22 protein-coding genes are annotated in these 16,290 nt (G+C 68.9%); 12 read left to right on the top strand and 10 right to left on the bottom strand.

What is annotated here, in order from left to right; translation table 11 throughout:
• Positions 1-14: 14 nt before the first annotated feature.
• The 4 genes from ACR9Y5_RS06080 to ACR9Y5_RS06065 all read left to right on the top strand — a co-directional run bounded on the left by ACR9Y5_RS06080 (position 15) and on the right by ACR9Y5_RS06065 (position 3,106).
• Entirely contained in the window at positions 15-1,097 is a 1,083-nt protein-coding gene (locus ACR9Y5_RS06080; protein WP_481297118.1) for an epoxide hydrolase family protein, read from the top strand.
• Positions 1,098-1,340: 243 nt separating this feature from the next.
• Positions 1,341-1,955: a class I SAM-dependent methyltransferase gene (locus ACR9Y5_RS06075; protein WP_481297117.1), complete on the top strand. Its 615-nt coding sequence runs from the start codon at positions 1,341-1,343 to the stop codon at positions 1,953-1,955.
• Positions 1,956-2,008: 53 nt separating this feature from the next.
• The gene (locus ACR9Y5_RS06070) at positions 2,009-2,548 is read left to right on the top strand and encodes a GNAT family N-acetyltransferase (RefSeq protein WP_481297116.1); all 540 of its coding nucleotides are present in this window, start codon (positions 2,009-2,011) and stop codon (positions 2,546-2,548) included.
• Between the two features lie 90 nt (positions 2,549-2,638).
• A complete protein-coding gene (locus ACR9Y5_RS06065) occupies positions 2,639-3,106 on the top strand; it encodes a DUF2510 domain-containing protein (RefSeq protein ID WP_481297115.1) in 468 nt (155 codons plus the stop codon).
• A 28-nt stretch (positions 3,107-3,134) separates the two neighbouring features.
• Here ACR9Y5_RS06065 and ACR9Y5_RS06060 read toward each other — a convergent pair whose 3' ends face one another.
• Entirely contained in the window at positions 3,135-3,878 is a 744-nt protein-coding gene (locus tag ACR9Y5_RS06060) for a DUF4190 domain-containing protein (RefSeq protein ID WP_481297114.1), read from the bottom strand.
• A gap of 129 nt (positions 3,879-4,007) precedes the next feature.
• Between ACR9Y5_RS06060 and ACR9Y5_RS06055 the strand changes: the two genes are divergently transcribed.
• Positions 4,008-4,358, top strand: a complete 351-nt coding sequence (locus ACR9Y5_RS06055) for a hypothetical protein (protein WP_481297113.1) — start codon at positions 4,008-4,010, stop codon at positions 4,356-4,358.
• Positions 4,359-4,386: 28 nt separating this feature from the next.
• On the opposite strand, the gene ACR9Y5_RS06050 is transcribed toward ACR9Y5_RS06055, so the two are convergent.
• On the bottom strand, positions 4,387-5,502 hold the full coding sequence (locus ACR9Y5_RS06050) for a nuclease-related domain-containing protein (RefSeq protein ID WP_481297112.1): 1,116 nt from the start codon (positions 5,500-5,502) through the stop codon (positions 4,387-4,389).
• Between the two features lie 175 nt (positions 5,503-5,677).
• Here ACR9Y5_RS06050 and ACR9Y5_RS06045 point away from each other — a divergent pair, with 175 nt between their 5' ends.
• Both ACR9Y5_RS06045 and ACR9Y5_RS06040 read left to right on the top strand, forming a co-directional pair.
• Positions 5,678-6,361 (top strand): DUF2510 domain-containing protein, encoded by a 684-nt coding sequence (locus tag ACR9Y5_RS06045; RefSeq protein WP_481297111.1) that lies wholly within the window; start codon positions 5,678-5,680, stop codon positions 6,359-6,361.
• Positions 6,362-6,504: 143 nt separating this feature from the next.
• Positions 6,505-7,140: a class I SAM-dependent methyltransferase gene (locus ACR9Y5_RS06040; protein WP_481297110.1), complete on the top strand. Its 636-nt coding sequence runs from the start codon at positions 6,505-6,507 to the stop codon at positions 7,138-7,140.
• Positions 7,141-7,225: 85 nt separating this feature from the next.
• Here ACR9Y5_RS06040 and ACR9Y5_RS06035 read toward each other — a convergent pair whose 3' ends face one another.
• The 4 genes from ACR9Y5_RS06035 to ACR9Y5_RS06020 form a co-directional block, all read right to left on the bottom strand.
• Positions 7,226-7,873 (bottom strand): response regulator, encoded by a 648-nt coding sequence (locus ACR9Y5_RS06035; RefSeq protein WP_481297109.1) that lies wholly within the window; start codon positions 7,871-7,873, stop codon positions 7,226-7,228.
• The gene (locus ACR9Y5_RS06030) at positions 7,870-8,976 is read right to left on the bottom strand and encodes a sensor histidine kinase (protein WP_481297108.1); all 1,107 of its coding nucleotides are present in this window, start codon (positions 8,974-8,976) and stop codon (positions 7,870-7,872) included. Before ACR9Y5_RS06030 ends, ACR9Y5_RS06035 begins: the two co-directional genes overlap by 4 nt.
• A gap of 9 nt (positions 8,977-8,985) precedes the next feature.
• Complete coding sequence (locus ACR9Y5_RS06025) at positions 8,986-9,423, bottom strand: hypothetical protein (RefSeq protein WP_481297107.1); 438 nt, start codon at positions 9,421-9,423, stop codon at positions 8,986-8,988.
• A gap of 193 nt (positions 9,424-9,616) precedes the next feature.
• Positions 9,617-9,916, bottom strand: coding sequence for a hypothetical protein (locus ACR9Y5_RS06020; RefSeq protein WP_481297106.1), 300 nt, complete (start codon positions 9,914-9,916; stop codon positions 9,617-9,619).
• A gap of 77 nt (positions 9,917-9,993) precedes the next feature.
• On the opposite strand from ACR9Y5_RS06020, the gene ACR9Y5_RS06015 reads away from it, so the two are divergent.
• Positions 9,994-10,572, top strand: coding sequence for a TetR/AcrR family transcriptional regulator (locus tag ACR9Y5_RS06015; RefSeq protein ID WP_481297105.1), 579 nt, complete (start codon positions 9,994-9,996; stop codon positions 10,570-10,572).
• A gap of 24 nt (positions 10,573-10,596) precedes the next feature.
• Here ACR9Y5_RS06015 and ACR9Y5_RS06010 read toward each other — a convergent pair whose 3' ends face one another.
• Complete coding sequence (locus ACR9Y5_RS06010; RefSeq protein ID WP_481297104.1) at positions 10,597-10,824, bottom strand: RNA-binding S4 domain-containing protein; 228 nt, start codon at positions 10,822-10,824, stop codon at positions 10,597-10,599.
• Between the two features lie 57 nt (positions 10,825-10,881).
• Here ACR9Y5_RS06010 and arfB point away from each other — a divergent pair, with 57 nt between their 5' ends.
• The gene (gene arfB, locus ACR9Y5_RS06005) at positions 10,882-11,319 is read left to right on the top strand and encodes an alternative ribosome rescue aminoacyl-tRNA hydrolase ArfB (RefSeq protein WP_481297103.1); all 438 of its coding nucleotides are present in this window, start codon (positions 10,882-10,884) and stop codon (positions 11,317-11,319) included.
• A 73-nt stretch (positions 11,320-11,392) separates the two neighbouring features.
• Positions 11,393-11,590, top strand: a complete 198-nt coding sequence (locus tag ACR9Y5_RS06000; RefSeq protein WP_481299525.1) for a hypothetical protein — start codon at positions 11,393-11,395, stop codon at positions 11,588-11,590.
• Positions 11,591-11,647: 57 nt separating this feature from the next.
• Here ACR9Y5_RS06000 and ACR9Y5_RS05995 read toward each other — a convergent pair whose 3' ends face one another.
• Positions 11,648-11,812, bottom strand: a complete 165-nt coding sequence (locus ACR9Y5_RS05995; RefSeq protein WP_481297102.1) for a hypothetical protein — start codon at positions 11,810-11,812, stop codon at positions 11,648-11,650.
• Positions 11,813-11,903: 91 nt separating this feature from the next.
• Between ACR9Y5_RS05995 and ACR9Y5_RS05990 the strand changes: the two genes are divergently transcribed.
• A complete protein-coding gene (locus ACR9Y5_RS05990) occupies positions 11,904-12,584 on the top strand; it encodes a response regulator transcription factor (protein WP_481297101.1) in 681 nt (226 codons plus the stop codon).
• A gap of 14 nt (positions 12,585-12,598) precedes the next feature.
• Here ACR9Y5_RS05990 and ACR9Y5_RS05985 read toward each other — a convergent pair whose 3' ends face one another.
• Positions 12,599-13,093 carry a peptidoglycan-binding domain-containing protein gene (locus tag ACR9Y5_RS05985; protein ID WP_481297100.1) on the bottom strand — a complete coding sequence of 165 codons (495 nt, stop codon included), beginning with the start codon at positions 13,091-13,093 and terminating at the stop codon, positions 12,599-12,601.
• Positions 13,094-13,320: 227 nt separating this feature from the next.
• Between ACR9Y5_RS05985 and ACR9Y5_RS05980 the strand changes: the two genes are divergently transcribed.
• The gene (locus ACR9Y5_RS05980; protein WP_481297099.1) at positions 13,321-14,454 is read left to right on the top strand and encodes a hypothetical protein; all 1,134 of its coding nucleotides are present in this window, start codon (positions 13,321-13,323) and stop codon (positions 14,452-14,454) included.
• Between the two features lie 315 nt (positions 14,455-14,769).
• Here the strand turns inward: ACR9Y5_RS05980 and ACR9Y5_RS05975 are convergent, their stop codons facing one another.
• Positions 14,770-15,993 (bottom strand): integrase core domain-containing protein, encoded by a 1,224-nt coding sequence (locus ACR9Y5_RS05975; protein ID WP_481297098.1) that lies wholly within the window; start codon positions 15,991-15,993, stop codon positions 14,770-14,772.
• Between the last annotated feature and the right edge of the window lie 297 nt (positions 15,994-16,290).

Here is a 16,290-nt window from a genome sequence, read left to right as displayed (position 1 = left end):
GCTACCGTCGCCCCATGGAGTTCCGCATCGACGTCCCCCAGCCCGTGCTCGACGACCTCCGGCGCCGGCTGGAGGTGGCCATCCTGCCGGAGCAGACGCCCGGCCCGGACTGGTCCAACGGCATCCCGCCGCACGTGCTCGCGGAGCTGATCGACCGCTGGCGCGACGGCTACGACTGGCGCGCCTTCGAGCGCCGCCTCGACCGCTACGACCAGTGGATGCTCGAGATCGACGGGTGCGCCGTGCACGTCGTGCGCGCCCCGGCCCGCACGGCCGGCAGCGCCCTGCCCATCGTGCTGACCCACGGCTGGCCGTACTCGTTCGCGTCGATGCTCGACCTCGCCGATCTGCTGAGCGAGGAGCGGGACGTCGTCATCCCTTCCCTCCCGGGTTACGGCTACTCGGCCCCGCTTCCGGAGCCGTACTCGTCGGCCGGCACCGCCCGTCGCTGGCACGCGCTCATGACGCGAGAACTCGGGTACGACCGCTTTCTGACGTACGGCGAGGATGTCGGTGCCGGCGTGAGCGACTGGCTGGCGGGTTCGTATCCCGACGCCGTCGCGGGCATCGTCGCGAGCCACGCCTCGTTCGCGGGACGCTCGCGCCCCGGCGTCGAGCTGACCGATGCGGAACGGACGTTCCTGGCCTCTGTCGCCTCCCCCGCGGAGTCGGGCTACGCGCACGAGCAGGGCACCCGTCCGGACACGCTCGCCGCCGCGCTGATCGACTCGCCCAGCGGTCTGCTGGCCTGGATCGCCGAGAAGGTCGCCGCCTGGAGCGACGGCGACGCGCTGGAGCGGTTCGACCCCGACGACGTACTGACCGACGTCACCCTGTACTGGGTGACGCGGTCGATCGGCACGAGCTTCCGCCCGTACCGCGAGTCGCCCGACGACGACGAGCTGCATCCCGTCATCACCGTCCCGGCGTCGATCCTGGTGCAGCGGCACGAGGCGGCCTACCCGCGCTCGCTCGCCGAGAAGAGCTACGCCGACATCCGGTCGTTCGAGCGGTTGGAGCGAGGAGGCCACTTCACCGCCTGGGAGGCGCCGGACGCGGTCGCCGCCGCAGTCCGCGATCTGGAGGCGCGGCTCTGAGCGTCGCCGAGCCCCCCGGAGTGAACGCGCGATGAACGACCGGCATACGTTCGGCTCAGACCGGTTGACATTCCGCGAAAGCCCTTTATTGTGTGCACTAAGCAACCGGATGGCAGGCTGGACCGCAGGGGGCGGGCAGCTGTACTGCATTCCCGGTGCGCGGCGGTCGGCTCGGGTGGGCCGACCGCCGCAACGTTCAATGCGGTCCTCCCGCCGCGCCGGGCCGCTGGTTACGCTGGCCTGGTGACCGTCGACGAACACCTGCGGATGGTGCGCGAGCGCTTCGACGACCGCGCCCCCACCTACGACGAGAGTCCCATGCACCGCGGTCTCGCCGCCGCGGTGGCGGCGTTCGCCGACCTGGACGGTGTGCATGCCGTGCTCGACATCGCGACCGGCACCGGCCTGGTGCTCCGCGCCCTCCGCGACCGCGGCTGCACCGGCGCCGCGACCGGGGTGGACCTCTCCCCACGCATGATCGACGAGGCGCGCCACCACCTGCCCGACGCGGAGCTGCTGGTGGCGGATGCGACTCGTCTGCCGCTGCCGGACGACGCGTTCGACCTCGTGACGTGTGTCACCGGGCTGCAGCTGTTCCCGCATCCCGACGCTGCAATCCGGGAGTGGTCGCGGGTGCTGCGCCGCGGCGGCCGGGCGCTCACCGCGACGTTCCTGCAGTTCGACCCGTCCCGGCACCGTGCCGCTCCCCCGCCCGGGTACCTGGACCACAGCCCGTTCGACTCGGTCGAGCACCTCGCCGGGACCGTCGCGCCGGCCGGCTTCGGCGTCGCCCGCACGGACACGTGGACGGACGGCGCCGACGAACTGCTGATCGCCGAGTTGGTGCTGGCGGGCTGAGCACACACGGAACTGCGTTGCGGGCACCCGGACCCTTCGGCTAGGAAGGGTGGATGCTGACAGGCACCACCGTGGGCCTGCGGGCCCGCTATGAGGACGACATCCCGATCCTGCTGACCGAGCTCTACGACGACGTGGTCAACGGCTCCCGGGCGGAGGGCTCCCCGTGGCGCCCGATCCGTCCCGGCTCCCGCGACGCGCGCCTGATCACGGACGACTCGAAGGAGGACGTGGTCTCCTTCTCCATCGTCTCCCTCGCCGACGAGACCCTGATCGGCTCCGCGAACATGTGGGGCATCGACACCCACAACCGTTTCGCGCACCTCGGTCTCGGCCTCATCCCCGCCGCCCGCGGCAACGGTTACGGCACCGACGTGGTCGCCGTTCTCTGCCACTACGGCTTCATCGTCCGCGGCCTCAACCGCCTTCAGATCGAAACCCTCGCCGACAACCACGCCATGCTCAAGGCCGCCGAGCGCAACGGGTTCGTCCGGGAAGGCCTGCTGCGCCGGTCGGCGTGGGTGCTCGGGGAGTTCATGGACGAGGTGGTGATGGGCGTGCTGGCGGAGGAGTGGGTCGGGCGGGAGGCCTAGGGCTCGGCGCATCCATCCCTCCCCGCACTGGGGGTACAGAGTCTCGATGGCGACCGTCCAGACTTGAGTGGCTCACCTGAAAGGATTCCCATGAACCCTGTCGCCGGCTGGTACACCGATCCCGCGGAGGCCGACACCGTTCGGTACTGGGACGGCAACGCCTGGACCACGCACACCGCGCCCGTCTCGGCGCCCGCTCCCGTGTCGGCGCCCGAGCCGTCCACGCATGCCGTGCAGCCCGAGCCCACGTACTCCCCGATGCACTCGCAGCCGATCTATCGATCGCAGCCCCAGTACGTCGTCGCGGTGCCGGCGAAGAACAGCAAGGCGACCCGCGCGCTCGTCTGGGGACTGGTCAGCATCTTCATCAACCCGTTCGCTCTCCCCTCGATCCTGGCGATCGTCTTCGGCGCCCAGGCTCGCCGGGTCGCCGACGACATGGAGCGGGCGGGGCTGGTCGACACCGGCCGCGGCCGCGCGACGTCCGGCATGGTCGTAGGGATCGTCGGTGCGGCCCTTTTCGTCGTCTGGGTGATCTTCTACTTCACCCGGAACTGAGCACCTCGCAGCGCGCCGGACGGAGGCCTTAGCCGCCGGTCGTCTGACCGCAGCGGGAGGTGAGCCGTTCGAGGTCGGCGGCGGCCCGGGCGAGCGCCGCCGTGACCCTGGTCTCGTCCTGCTGTCCGGGTGCGGCTGCTTGGTAGTCGACGAGGGCGGTGCTGAGGTCGTCCAGGTCGTCCTCCTCAGCGGCGGCCGCTCCCGCCAGAGCGTCGTCGGAGATCGTCTCGGTTGCTCCGCCGAAATCGTTCATCGCCGTGACCAGCTTGGCTTTCGCGGCTGCGGCGCCGGCGACGTCGGTCCACGGGGACTCCTCGATGTCCCTCAAAGTGCCGGAGAGAGCGCCGGATGCCTTCTCGACGGTCGCGCAGTCAGCGGCCTGGGACGATGTCTGCGGGTCATCGCGGGGTACCGCCGATGCGTGCGTGACGGCGATGGAGACGGAGGCGAGGACGGCGAAGAGGATCCAGGCAGCGACGAAAGCCAGCTGCGCGTAGCCGATGATCACGGCGGCGAGCGCGAGTCCCCGGCCGTACTCGCGGGTCCGCCGGATCTGGGAGAGCGCGATGTGACCGCACACGACGCCGATCAGGCCCGTGACGAAGGTGCCCGCGAGCGCGACGATCGCCAGCACGTTCGTCCGGGTCTCGGGCGCGTACGGCGGAGCGGTCGGGTACGGCTGCACGCTCGGATCGAACCGCGTCCACGGCGCCGGAGGCGGAAGCTGCGGGTCCTGGATGCTGCCAGAAGCGGTGACGACGTCGGGGTCCATAGGTCTCCCATTGTGCTGTCTCCCGACGCGCCCGGACAATCGTGGCGTACCCCCGTTCGGCCGGACACAATGGTGACCCGGACAGCCATTTCGTGTGCCCGCAGAGGGGAAAGCGGCGAGGGAGGGTTCGTGAACACGCGTGACCGCTTCGATGACATCGTCACGGCCTTCGTGGGCCGCACCGGGGTGACGCCGCCGAACTCCGGCGGGCCCCGGCGCTTCGGGTCGGACGCGTTACGCGTCAACGGCTCCGTCTTCTGCATGGTCTCCAGCGGCGACCGCTTCGTCGTGAAGCTGCCCGCGGCGCGCGTCGACGAGCTCATCGCAGCCTCCATCGGCGAGCCGTTCCGCGCGGGCAAGAAGAGCCCGATGCGGCAGTGGCTGGTGGTGACGGATGCGGCCCCGGGATTGTGGGAGTCCCTTGCGGAGGAGGCGTACGCCTTCACGAGGGCAGGCGAAGCGGCGCCGCCGCGCCGCTGAAGGTTCCCGTGTCACATCCAGGTCGTCTTCATCCTCTCCGACGTCCTGGCCGGTTGGCTCCGGCCGACCCGGGCGTTCTTTTCGCAGCCGTTGCCGTGCCGCGTCGGAGGATCCAGATCGCGTTCTGTACCAGGGCCGATGCGACGAGGACGAAACCGGCGAACGCAAGCAAGGGCTTCGTCGCGAGGTATATCGGCGGAAGGATGCAGGTCGCCCCGGACGTACAGGGCTGATCGGCCAGTGCGCGGTACACGAGGAAGGCGACGATGGCTGCGACGACGATCCCCCAGGGCCGCAGGATGTCGATCGCTCGCACAGACGTTTTGGGCGCTCTCGCGGAAGGCCGTGGCTTCGCCTGCCCGACGACAGCCGTTGCCACGTGAAGGGGAGGCGTCTGCGGCCCCACGCGGGCGACCAGTCGCTCGAACCGTTGCATCACTCGGTACGTGTCGGCGGCCCGCGGATCGATGTGCCACGTCTGCGGCTCTTCGGCGGCGAGCTTCAGCATGCCGACCTCTGCTGCACTCAGCTGCGCGGGCTGCGACTGCAACCACGACACCAGGGCCATCGCGTCCACCACCGCGACCGGTCGATTCCGCAGTGCGCGGCTGTCCTTGAGCGACCGAGCCCCGAGCACCGCGATCACCGGCCGAACCGGCACAGGAAAGCCGGTCTTGGTCTGCAGCCTGCGGGACACGTCCTGTGCATCCCCCGCGGCCGAGGGGAGGTGACGCTTCTTCACGTTGTTGACCTTCAGGACGTGATCGCCCACCCAGACGGAAGCCGCCGCGTGGTGCTTGGTGTTAACGGCGAACACGCCGGCCGGCCCGATCACCAGGTGGTCGACATCCTTGGTCCCCGCGCCGATGGGGACCGAATGCCGGACGAACCACTCTGGCCCCAGCTGGGCGAGCATCCGACCCACGGCCATCTCACCGACCGCACCCTGATACCAGGACCACGCGTCACGATGCAGAACCACCCGCTCGTCGGACTTCAAGCTCGGGTCGCGCTCCTCCTCGGCCGCTTGAACCTGCAGGCACTTGAGAGCGACGGCGTATCCTGCCGGCCGTGAGGACAGCGCGTTGATGCCCGCGAAGTCGACGCGTTCCGCCGTCGTCGGCGCTGAGGGATCATCAGGCACAAGGACGACGCTATCCGCCGGGCCGCTGGCGGTCTCGCCCCCGAGGTGGGGACGAGGACGGGATTCGCACTCACCAGTCGCCTCAGCAGGCGGCCGAGATGTACCATCCAGCCAACAACGCGCCGTGAACCGCGCGGAACCAGCTTCACACGAGGACCCAACGTAGGGAACCGTCATGACATCTGCACCCGGCTGGTACCCGCAGCCCGATGGTCAGCAACGGTACTGGGACGGAATGCAGTGGACCGAGCACGTCGCGCCCGGCCTACCGCCCGCCGCTCCCCCAGCCGCCGTACCAGCCGAGACTCCAGTGGTCAGAAACCGCCGCAATCACGCGGTGGCAGGTCTGGGGTTCATCCTCGCCGGGTTCCTGATCGGCATCGGTGTATTGCTTCCTCTCGAAACCTTCACCGGACCGAATCTCGACGTGAGCGTACTGAGGGCGGTCAATTTGACCGTGACACCTTCCCACGGCTACGGGCTCGACGAGTCGACGATCGGTCTGTGGCTGGGCTTGGCCGTCTGCCTAGTGGTGCTGGGTCTACTCTTACTCATCACGCATATCAGATATCTGGGTGTGCTTTGGCGGATCGGCGGGCTACTGGCGATCGCATTGCCCGCGGTCCTCGCATACGCGCAGTGGATGTTCATCAACGATCCGACCGCAACACTGAAGCAAGCCTCGAACGACAACCTTTTGGAGAAGGGCTTCGCCTTCCTAGCCGACCAGACCCGCGGGACCGCGTGGGATCTCACTGCCGGAATCGGACTATGGCTCCTCAGCGCCGGCGTAGTATGCGGAATTCTGGCCGCTCTGATTCCGGCAATGAGGCGTCAGGAGGTGTACTACCCGAAATGAGCGAGCCGACAAGAAGTAGCTCTCCAGATCAACGGGGCGTACTTCGCTGGCCGATCGGCGCAGCTGTGCGAGCATAGCGGGGCGAAGAGCGCGCTGTCCAGGAACCGGTGTCCACGTCGTCCTATTACGGACAGAATGGCCCCATGGAGGATGCGGACGAGTCCCGCGAGTTGCGCCGCCAGCAGCGCCACTGGGGTCGGCATGCGAAGAGCTACGACACGAAGGTCGCGAAGGCCGAACGGTCGATGCTCGCCGGAACGCGCGAATGGATCGGCGAGCGCGCGACCGGCCGCGTGCTGGAGGTCGCGATCGGCAGCGGCCGCAGCCTCCCGTACTACCCGAAGGATGTGTCGCTGGTCGGCGTCGACCTCAGTCCCGAGATGCTGGCCATCGCTCGGCGACGGGCCTCGGAGCTCGGCCGGCCGGTGGATCTCCGCGAGGGCAACGCGGAAGCCCTCGCGTTCGCGGACGGGTCGTTCGACACGGTGGTGTGCGCGCTGGCGCTGTGCTCCATCCCCCGTCCCGGCGTCGCGGTCGCGGAGATGGCACGAGTGGTCGCACCGGGCGGGTCGGTGGTGATCGTGGACCACGTCCGCAGCGACCGCGCCGTCCTCTTCGCCGGCCAGTGGATGCTCGAACGCTTCACCATCCCGCTCCAGGGCGAGCACCTGACGCGCCGCCACCGCGGCGAGGTCGAGGCGGCCGGCCTCGAGGTCGTCGAGGACGAGCGCCTGCACTCCGGCTCGGTGGAGCGCATCCGCGCGATGCGCGTCGTATGAGCTGCGTTCGCCCGGACGTGTCTCAACTCCCGCCAAACAGGCGCCTGCGCTCGATGGGTTGAGGTCGCATGAACGAGGTGGCGACCTAGGTCGGCGGGGACGAGAGTCCGCCGAGCAGCCCCCGGCGGAACCCCTCCGCGACGGCTGCCGCGCGGTCTCCGACACCGAGCTTCGAGTAGATGTTGAGCAGGTGCGTCTTCACGGTCGCCTCGCTGAGGTGGAGCCGGGCACCCGCCTCGCGATTGGTGGCGCCGTCCGCCACCAGGGCGAGGATCTGGAGTTCTCGTGCGCTCAGCAGCGACGCCTCGGACGAACGCACCCGGCCGACCAGCCGCGACGCCACGGACGGCGCCAGGGTGCTGTGTCCCTTCGCGGCCGCGTGCACGGCGCGTACGAGTTCGTCGCGCGGCGCATCCTTGAGCAGATAGCCGGTCGCCCCGGCTTCGATCGCGGGCAGGACGTCGGCGTCGGCGTCGTAGGTGGTGAGCACGAGGATGCGGCACGGCTCGCCGAGCCGTTGGAGTTCGCGGATCGCGCTCACGCCGTCGGTGCCCGGCATGCGGAGGTCCATGAGGACGACATCCGGCAGGAGCGCCCGCGCCAGGCCCACCGCTTCGGCGCCGTCGGAGGCCTCGCCCACGACCTCGATGTCCGGGTCGGAAGCGACCATGCCGACGATCCCGTCCCGGACCACCGGGTGATCGTCGACGACGAGCAGGCGCACGGGACTCATCCGGGCACCTCCGCCCGGATGGCCGTGCCCCCGCCGGGGCTGGACTCGATCACCAGGTGGCCGGCGAGCGCTTCGATGCGCTCCCGCATGGCGATCAGGCCGTAGCCGCCGGCGGAGCTGTCTGCCGGCGGCTCGCCGGGCCGGAAGCCGCGGCCGTCGTCGCGGACCTCGAGCTGCACGGTCCTGGTGTCCTGCCGCAACGTCACGTTGACCTGCCGCGCCTGCGCGTGGCGCTCGACGTTGGCGAGGGCTTCCTGGGCGGTGCGCAGCAGCGCAACCTCGACATCCGTCGGAAGCGCCCCCGGCGCGTGGCCGGTCCGCAGCTCGACCGGGATGCCCGTGCGGTCCGACCAGCGTCGGGCGGCCGCCGCGATCGCGTCCGGCAGACCGGCCGCATCCAGCGCGACGGGACGCAGCGCCTGAACCGAGCGTCGAGCCTCGGCGAGCCCGTCCCGGGCCAGGGAGAGTGCAGCGTCGGTATGCCGGGCGCGCGTCGTCTCGTCCGGAGCATGCTCGGCCGCCTGGAGCTGGGTCACGATCCCGGCGAAGCCTTGTGCGAGGGTGTCGTGGATCTCGCGGGCCAGCCGCGCCCGCTCCGCCTCGGTCGCCTCCTGGTCAGCCTGCCGGCGCGCCAGTCGGACTCCCCAGGACAGGCCCCACATGACCACGATGTTCAGGGCCACCACGACCGCCCGGTCGGCGATCCCGGCCGGATCGAGCCCGAAGCTCGACGCCTGGGCGAGACCGGCGACCACGGCGGTGGCTGCGACAGCGAGGAGTTCCCAGGGCCAGGAGACCAAGGAGTAGGCCATCGAGAAGGTTGCGATGGTCAGAAACGCGAACCAGCTGTCCAACTGCACGAGCACCAGGTTGATCACGACGAGACCGGTCATCAGCACCGCGATCGCGGCCGGGCGCCGGTACCAGCGGAAGGGGAGATCGCGGAACACGACCACCCACAGCGCAAAGAGCGCGCAGAGCACGAGCTCGGGAACGAGTCGCGCGCTGTCGCCCCAGCGGGTGCCGAGTGCGAACGCGGACATCGCCGCCAGCACCAGGTAGGGCGTGACCGTGAGCACGGTCCGCCAGCGCGGATCGACCATAAGCAGACCCTACTTGTCCTTGCGGACGTGGGAGCGGATGCGCGGGAGGTTGACCAGGATCGTCACCGGCAGCACCAGGAGTCCGCAGACGACCTGCTCGATGCGCACCCAGCCCGGCAGGAAGCCGGGGATCGCGACGATCACCACGATGGCGGCGAGCACGATCGGGGTGATGATGCGCAGGCGCACCAGGGCGGAGCGCGAGCCCCGCGCGGCGGACCGGCCGATCAGGAGCAGGATGATCGAGCTCGCGAGCACCAGGGAGCAGCGGATCCAGATCGCGGTGGCGACGGCCGTGCCCGTCACGCTCTGCACGATGAGCACGGCCTCCATCGCGGCGCTGACCACGACGAAGCCGGCGAGGAGGATGAGGATCGGGCGGAAAGCCGTACGACGTGCCTCGTCGGTACGTGCGGGGACGGTCGTGGGGATGGAGTTCTCTGTCATGTCTTCAGCGTCGCGCGGCGCGAGACCCGAGGGATCGACCGGTCGGCTCTGTTCCGTCACCGATCGGTTGAGCGGGCCGCACGTGGTGTCCGGACTCCGCGACGCCGAGGAGCCGGCACAGCGAAAGGGGCGCAGCGGATGCTGCGCCCCTTTTCGTCAGGCTGTTACCGTCCGGCTGACGCGCTCGCTGCGGTCAGCGGCTGATGTATTCGCCGTCGGTGCCGTGCTCCAGCGTGTAGTAGCGGGTGCTGCGGGTCTCGGCCGAGAGGGCCCAGGCGCGCTCGAAGCGTCCGGCGGCCGAGTCGTACTCGACGACGATGCGGTCCGCGGCGGTGGGGAGCTGGGCAGTCCACTGGCGGGGCGATGCCAGACCCTCGCCCTGGAGCACGATCTGCGGGCGGCCGGCCGCCTGCGGGCGGCTGCTGAGTTCTGCCACCTGCGCGGCGTCGAGCCGGGCCTCGGTGATGGTGCGTGCGGTGAGTTCGACGTTCATCTTCATCTCCAATATAACTAAACGTTTAGTTGTATAGTAGACCATGTCGGGGCAGAAGAAAATCGGGAGGCGCGACCATGGCGAGACGGTACAACCGGGATGAGAGCATCCGCCTGCTCCTGGAGGCGAGCGTGGAGGAGTTCGCGCGTCACGGCGTCGGCGGCGCGCGCGTCGATCGGATCGCCGACCGGGCCGAGGTCAACAAGGCGTCGATCTACTCCTACATCGGCAACAAGGACGACCTGTTCGAGGCGACCCTGCAGTCCAAGCTCGGTGAGCTCGCCAAGACGGTCGCGATCCAGTCCGACGACCTCGCTGCGTACGCCGGCGACCTGTTAGACTTCCTCACCGCGGACCCGTCTGTGGCGTGGCTGTTCGAGCAGGAGGGGCTGCACTACGGCGCGGACGACGTCCCCGCGCTCGAGGAGCGGTCCGACTACTTCCAGTCCAGGGTCGCCGCGGTGCGAGCCGCCCTCGGCGGCGACAGCGACGGTGACGCGGAGGCGATCTTCTTCTCCATCATCTCGATGGCGTACTGGTTCGTGGCGGCGCCGCAGCTGGTCCGGATGGTGTTCGGCGACGTCTCCGACGCGGAGGCCATGCGCCGCTACCGCCGCCACGTCGTGGCGACGGCGAAGGCCATGGTCACGCGGTGACCCTCCCCCGGTCTGCTGTCACCCTCACGGGCTGACGCGGACACTGCGCCCTTCGAACGTGACGACGTCCCCGACCTGCAGCTGCCGTCCGCGACGGCGGTCGACCTCGCCGTTCACGGTCACGTAGCCGTCGATGATGGCCTCTTTGACGTTCCCCCCGGAGTCGAGAAGCCCGGCGAACTTGAGGAACTGCCCGAGGCGGATGCCGTCACCACCGATGGGGACGTCTTCGATCGGAGCGGAAGCGGCCATATCCACAGGCTAACCGACCGGGCGTCACGGGGACGCGCGCGAGAGGATGATGGACCCATGCCTGCTGCACACCGTCCCGGCCTCCAGGTCGACGGCGGGCTCACGATCCCCGAGTCCGAGCTGTCGTGGCGGTTCTCGCGGTCGTCCGGTCCCGGCGGGCAGGGCGTGAACACCGCCGACTCCCGGGTGGAGCTCGTGTGGGATGTTGCCGCATCCGCCGTGCTCACGCCCGTTCAGCGGGAGCGGATCCTCGAGCGCCTGAGCGGCCGCATCGTCGACGGAAAGCTGACGATCGCAGCATCCGAACACCGCGCCCAGCTGCGCAACCGGGACGCCGCGCGCGGGCGACTGGCCCACATCGTGGCCGACGCCCTCCGTCCGCCCGCGGCACCGCGCAGACCGACGAAGCCCAGCCGCGGCGCCCGCGAGCGGCGGCTGGATGCGAAGAAGCGGCGCACGGACATCAAGCGGCTGCGCCGCCCTCCCGCCGACTGATGACGTTGGCGGCGGCCCGAAGCGGAGCACACACGGATCGCGCGATCGGACGTAGCCTCACACCGTGAAAACCATGTGGTTGCTGGTCGTCGTCGGCATCGTGCTCGTCCTCATCGGACTGCTCTGGACGCTTCAGGGGCTGAACGTGCTCGGCGGTTCCGTCATGAGCGGTTCCCCGGTGTGGGGCACGATCGGCCCCATCGTTCTCATCGCCGGCGTCGTGCTGATCATCGTCGGGTTGGTGCGCCGCCGCCGGCGCTCGGGCGCCTGACGGCCGCGCTGGTCGACGGCGCGCCAGCGCCCGACGACGGGGGTCGTGCGGTGCGTGTCAGACGCGCCGGCTTCCGGTGAGCAGTCGCACGAGCCACACGATCACGGCCAGCACGAGCAGGACGATCCCGACCCAGAGCAGGAAGTTCAGGGACGAGACGAAGCCTCCCGTGAGGAGGAGGATGATGGCGATCACGGCAACGACGATCAGGAGGATGTTCATCAGGGGACCCTTTCTGGTAGTTGGGCTGATGGTCCCAACCAACCACCGGCGCAGGAGGGTCGCCTCACCCCTAGGGGTGTAATCTCGCGCCATGTCGGCGGCCGCTACGGCGAAGAAGAGGCCGTTCACGATCGCGCTCGTGGACGACTACGACGTCGTGCTGCTCGGCCTGGCGCACATGTTCGACGCCTACCGCGACACCCTGGAGGTCGTCGAGATCGACGCCAACGCCCCGCTGAGCGAGTCGATCGACGTCGTCCTCTACGACGCCTTCGCCCAGCCCGAGTCCGGCCACGCCCAGATCGGCGAGCTCGTGAAGAACCCGCGCGCCCGCCACGTCGTGGTCTACACGTGGAACTTCCATCCCGAACTCATCGAGAGCGCCCGCGCGCAGGGCGTCCACGGCTACCTTTCGAAGACGCTCTCCGCCCCAGAGCTGGTCGCGGCTCTGGAGGCGGTGAATGGCGGCGAGATCGTGCTGAGCGAACCGCCGCCGCGGGCCCGCAGCGCCGAGGAGCTGGATTGGCCCGGCAAGCAGGAGGGGATCACGGACCGCGAGTCCGAGATCCTGGCCCTGATCACCCAAGGAAAAAGCAACGCGGCGGTCGCCGAGCTCACCTACCTCAGCCCCAACACCGTCAAGTCGCACATCCGCAGCGTGTACCGCAAGATCGGCGCCGACAGCCGGACGCAGGCGGTGCTGTGGGGCGTGGAGCACGGGTTCACGCCGGACCACCGGCGGATCGAGCGGTGGGTGACGGAGGGGCGCTGAGCCGGCGGCGGCTCCTATGACACCACGTACTCCAGCCCGACCGCGGATTCCAACGTCGCGCTCGCCGCGTGCAGCGGGACGCTCCACGTCTGGTCCCCCACCACCCCATCCACGGTGATGAGCGCCCAGCCCTGGAACGCCTCCACCGCTTCCCGCGTGCGCGGGCCGAAGATCCCGTCGATGGGCCCGGGCGTGACCCCGCCCCACTGGTCGGCGCCGTTGGTCAGAACCGTCTGCAGGCTCGACACGACGGGCCCGTGCGTGCCCTCCTGCAGCAACGGCATGGGCCCCCCGTCGGGCAGCGCCGCCCAGGTCAGCGGCCCGACGATCCCGTCGGGCACCAGGCCGGCCCCCTGCTGGAACTCGACGACCGCCGCGTGCGTCGCCGGGCCGAAGATGCCGTCCACGACGACGCTCAGGTTCGGCGTCCGCCGCAGCGCGCGCTGCACGCGCCTCACGGTGGTGCCGGTGTCCCCCTGCTGCACCGTCGGCCGTCCTGGATTCGACATGATCGCGTCCCTTCCCGACCAGCGCAGGTCCCGGGAAGTCCGGGCGAGATGTCGGTGCACCGGCGTTCTACGGGAAGTGTCCCAGACGGGGTTGTCTACGGCAATGACCGCCCGATGATCGGGATGGAGGGGGCAGTTCGCCGCCCACCGAGGGTCGCGAGTTTCGGGGGGCCACCGGAGGCGTTCCGGGCCGTACCCTGAAGGCGTCGATCGAGGGGAACGGCACCATGGGATGGAGACTCACCAATCTGACGACGTCGACCGCGGGTGCGGGACTCGCGGTGTATCGGCCGACCGCCTGGCTGTTCGCGCAGTACACCCGGCACGTCGTCTACCAGGGCTTCTCGTACAGCGGCGGTGATGACGGCCGCCTGTACGAGCTGTACTGCAGCCAGAGCGACGACTGGCATGTCAAGGACCTCGTCGCCGAGGCCGGCGGCGCGGAGGTCGCGACCACCGCATCCGGCTACATCTGGGCCCATCAGGGCTCCCAGCATGTCGTCTATCAAGGCCTTCAGTTCGACGGTCACGTGCACGAACTCTGGTACACCGAGGACGACGGCTGGAACGCCAACGATCTCACCCGCGCGGCGAGCGCACCGCTCACGCTGACGCAGCCGTTCGGGTACGAGACCTACTACGACGGCTCACAGCGGGTCGTCTACCAGGGCCGCGACCGCCACGTCCACGAGCTCCGCAATGCCGGGAGCGGCTGGCATGACACCGACCTCAGCGCCGTCACCGGTGCACCGCTCTGCGCGGTCGTCTCCGCGCCGACCGGCTACTCGTTCGAGGACCAGCGCACGGCCCACGTCCTCGTCCATACCGACAGCGAGGTTCCCGGAGGCGGCCGCATCCTCGAATACTGGGCCGACGCGGCGGGGTGGCACTGGGGCGACCTCATGGCGGCGACCGGCGCGCCCGGCATCTCAGACTCGGAGACCGTGCGCGGCTACGTGTTCCGCGGCGAGGGCAGCCAGCACGTGGACTACGTCGGGGTCGACGGGCACGTCCACGAGCTGTGGTGGAGCCTCGACGGCTGGCACCACAACGACCTGAGCGCCGCCGCCGGAGCAACGACGCCCGCACAACTCGGCGGCGGCCTCGCCTGCTACGCGTTCGAGGCAGGACTCTTCCAGCCGGTGGCGACTCAGCACGTCTTCTACACCGGCACCGACTCGATGGTCCACGAGCTGTGGTGGAGCGCCGGCGCCTGGCACGTCAACGACATCGGCAGCCGCGTCGGCGCCCCGGCCGCGGTGGGCGACCCGGCTGGCTTCGTGGAGGTGGACAACGGCAGCCAGAACATCTTCTACCTGAGCGACGCGCACGAGATCATCGAGCTGCGGTGGCTGCCGTGAGGCGGGTGGGGGTGTTCCTCGGCGCGGTTGCGCTTCCGGTAATTTCGCCGCATTTCAGGGGCGCCCCCTGGAGGGACTCGAAAACTGCGACCACCCTTTAACCATCGCTGGCGATGGCGCAAAATCCGCGGAATTCCGCGCTTTGTGGCCTCCTGGAGATGACTGCAATCACGTACGAACTCACCCGATTGTGGGCAAATTGTGGGCAAATTTGGCAACCACGGAGCAACGCCGCTGTGTGATGTCTCAAGACATCGGTAACAGTTCTGCCTCAGGACATCGGTAACAGTTCATGTCTCAGGACATCGGTAACAGTTAGCGGATTGTGCGTGGCCCACGGGGTCCTCGGGGGTTGCCGCTGCCGACGTACTTGGTCCCGGATGCCGGCCATGGATATTCGGCTAGAAGGGTGCCCTGGGCGTCGAAGATCAATAACCGGTCGTCTTCCTCGACCCGATAAGCGATCTGGCCGGCGAGGGTGCGGCTGACTTGGAACTTGGTGCCGCGAGCATAGACGGTGCCGTTGGTCTGGATCCGCGTCTCCCACGGGCCCTCCTTGTCCCCGATCGGCGCCGCCGGTTGAGCAGGCGGACGGGGTGGTTCGACCACCGGTGTCGCCGCCCACGCCAACGCCGGAGTCACCCTCCCGGGCAGCCCCTGGTGCGGCCGCTCGGTGTTATAGATCAGATCGAACGCGTCGACCTGGGCCTGGAGCTGCTCGAGCGTCTCCGCCAACGGTTGCTTATCCAGCCACCGGAATAACGTCTGGTGGAAGCGCTCGTTCTTGCCCTGCGTGGTCGGCTTATAGGGCTTCCCGGTGATCGGCTCGACCCCGAGCGAACGCAGATAGGCGACCAGCTGGCCCAGGATCCCGCGACGGGATGGGTTCAACGCCAACCCGTTATCCGACAGCAGCCGCTGCGGAACACCATGCGCCGCGATCCCTTTACTCACCACAGCGATCGCGCCCTCGGAGGTCTCGCCCCAGGAGACATGGGAGGCGACCGCGAGCCGGGAGTGATCGTCGATCAGCTGGAAGATCACGCACTTGCGACCCCCGGTGAGCACGTATTCGGTCGCGTCGAGCTGCCAGCACGCGTTCGGAGCTGGATAGACGAACCGACGAAACGCCGCCCGCGGCTTCTTCCTCGGCTCCAACCGGGCAACACCCGCATCACGGAAGATCCGCGCCAACGATGACACCGCCGGCACCGGCTCCATCCCCAGCGCCCGCATCTTCTCGTGAACACTGATCGGCCCATGATCCAGACCGGAGGCCTCCAACGCCGCGCGGACGGCGACCGCCTGAGCCTTCACCTCATCCGACAGCCTGTTCGGGCTTGCCGCCGGTCGACGAGTCCGCGGCTCAAGGGCTGCCGCCTGCCCCTCAAGCCGCGCTCTCTTCCGGATCGCATAGAACGTCTTGCGCGCGATCCCGTGTTCCAGGCAAAACGTCGTCACCGCTCCCCGCGGCGCATCATCAGGCCACTGGACAATCGCGAGACGGACACGAGGATCAACAGGATCAACAGCGCTCATCCCTCAAACAATGGAGAGAAGTGTCACCACCAACACAGCCCGAAGCGTCACCGATCTATTGAGACAGCAGTGTCACCGATGTCCTGAGACATGACAGGAGCAACGCCGCTGCGTGATATCGCACGATATCGGCAACACTCCCACTGCCGCTGGTGAAGTATCTTGAGCCCGGCCTACGCCAATGTTAGGAGGTGAAGCTGCTTCGTCGGTCGCGAGATCTGCGCGTTCTCGCTTCTCTCGCCGAGCCGACAGAGCCCGCGGCCGAGTCACCGCTTTACGACCCAGAGTGATATCGCC

It is taken from the genome of Leifsonia sp. KNZ13-11D (genome assembly GCF_056754895.1).
This window is presented reverse-complemented; position numbering and strand designations above follow the sequence as displayed.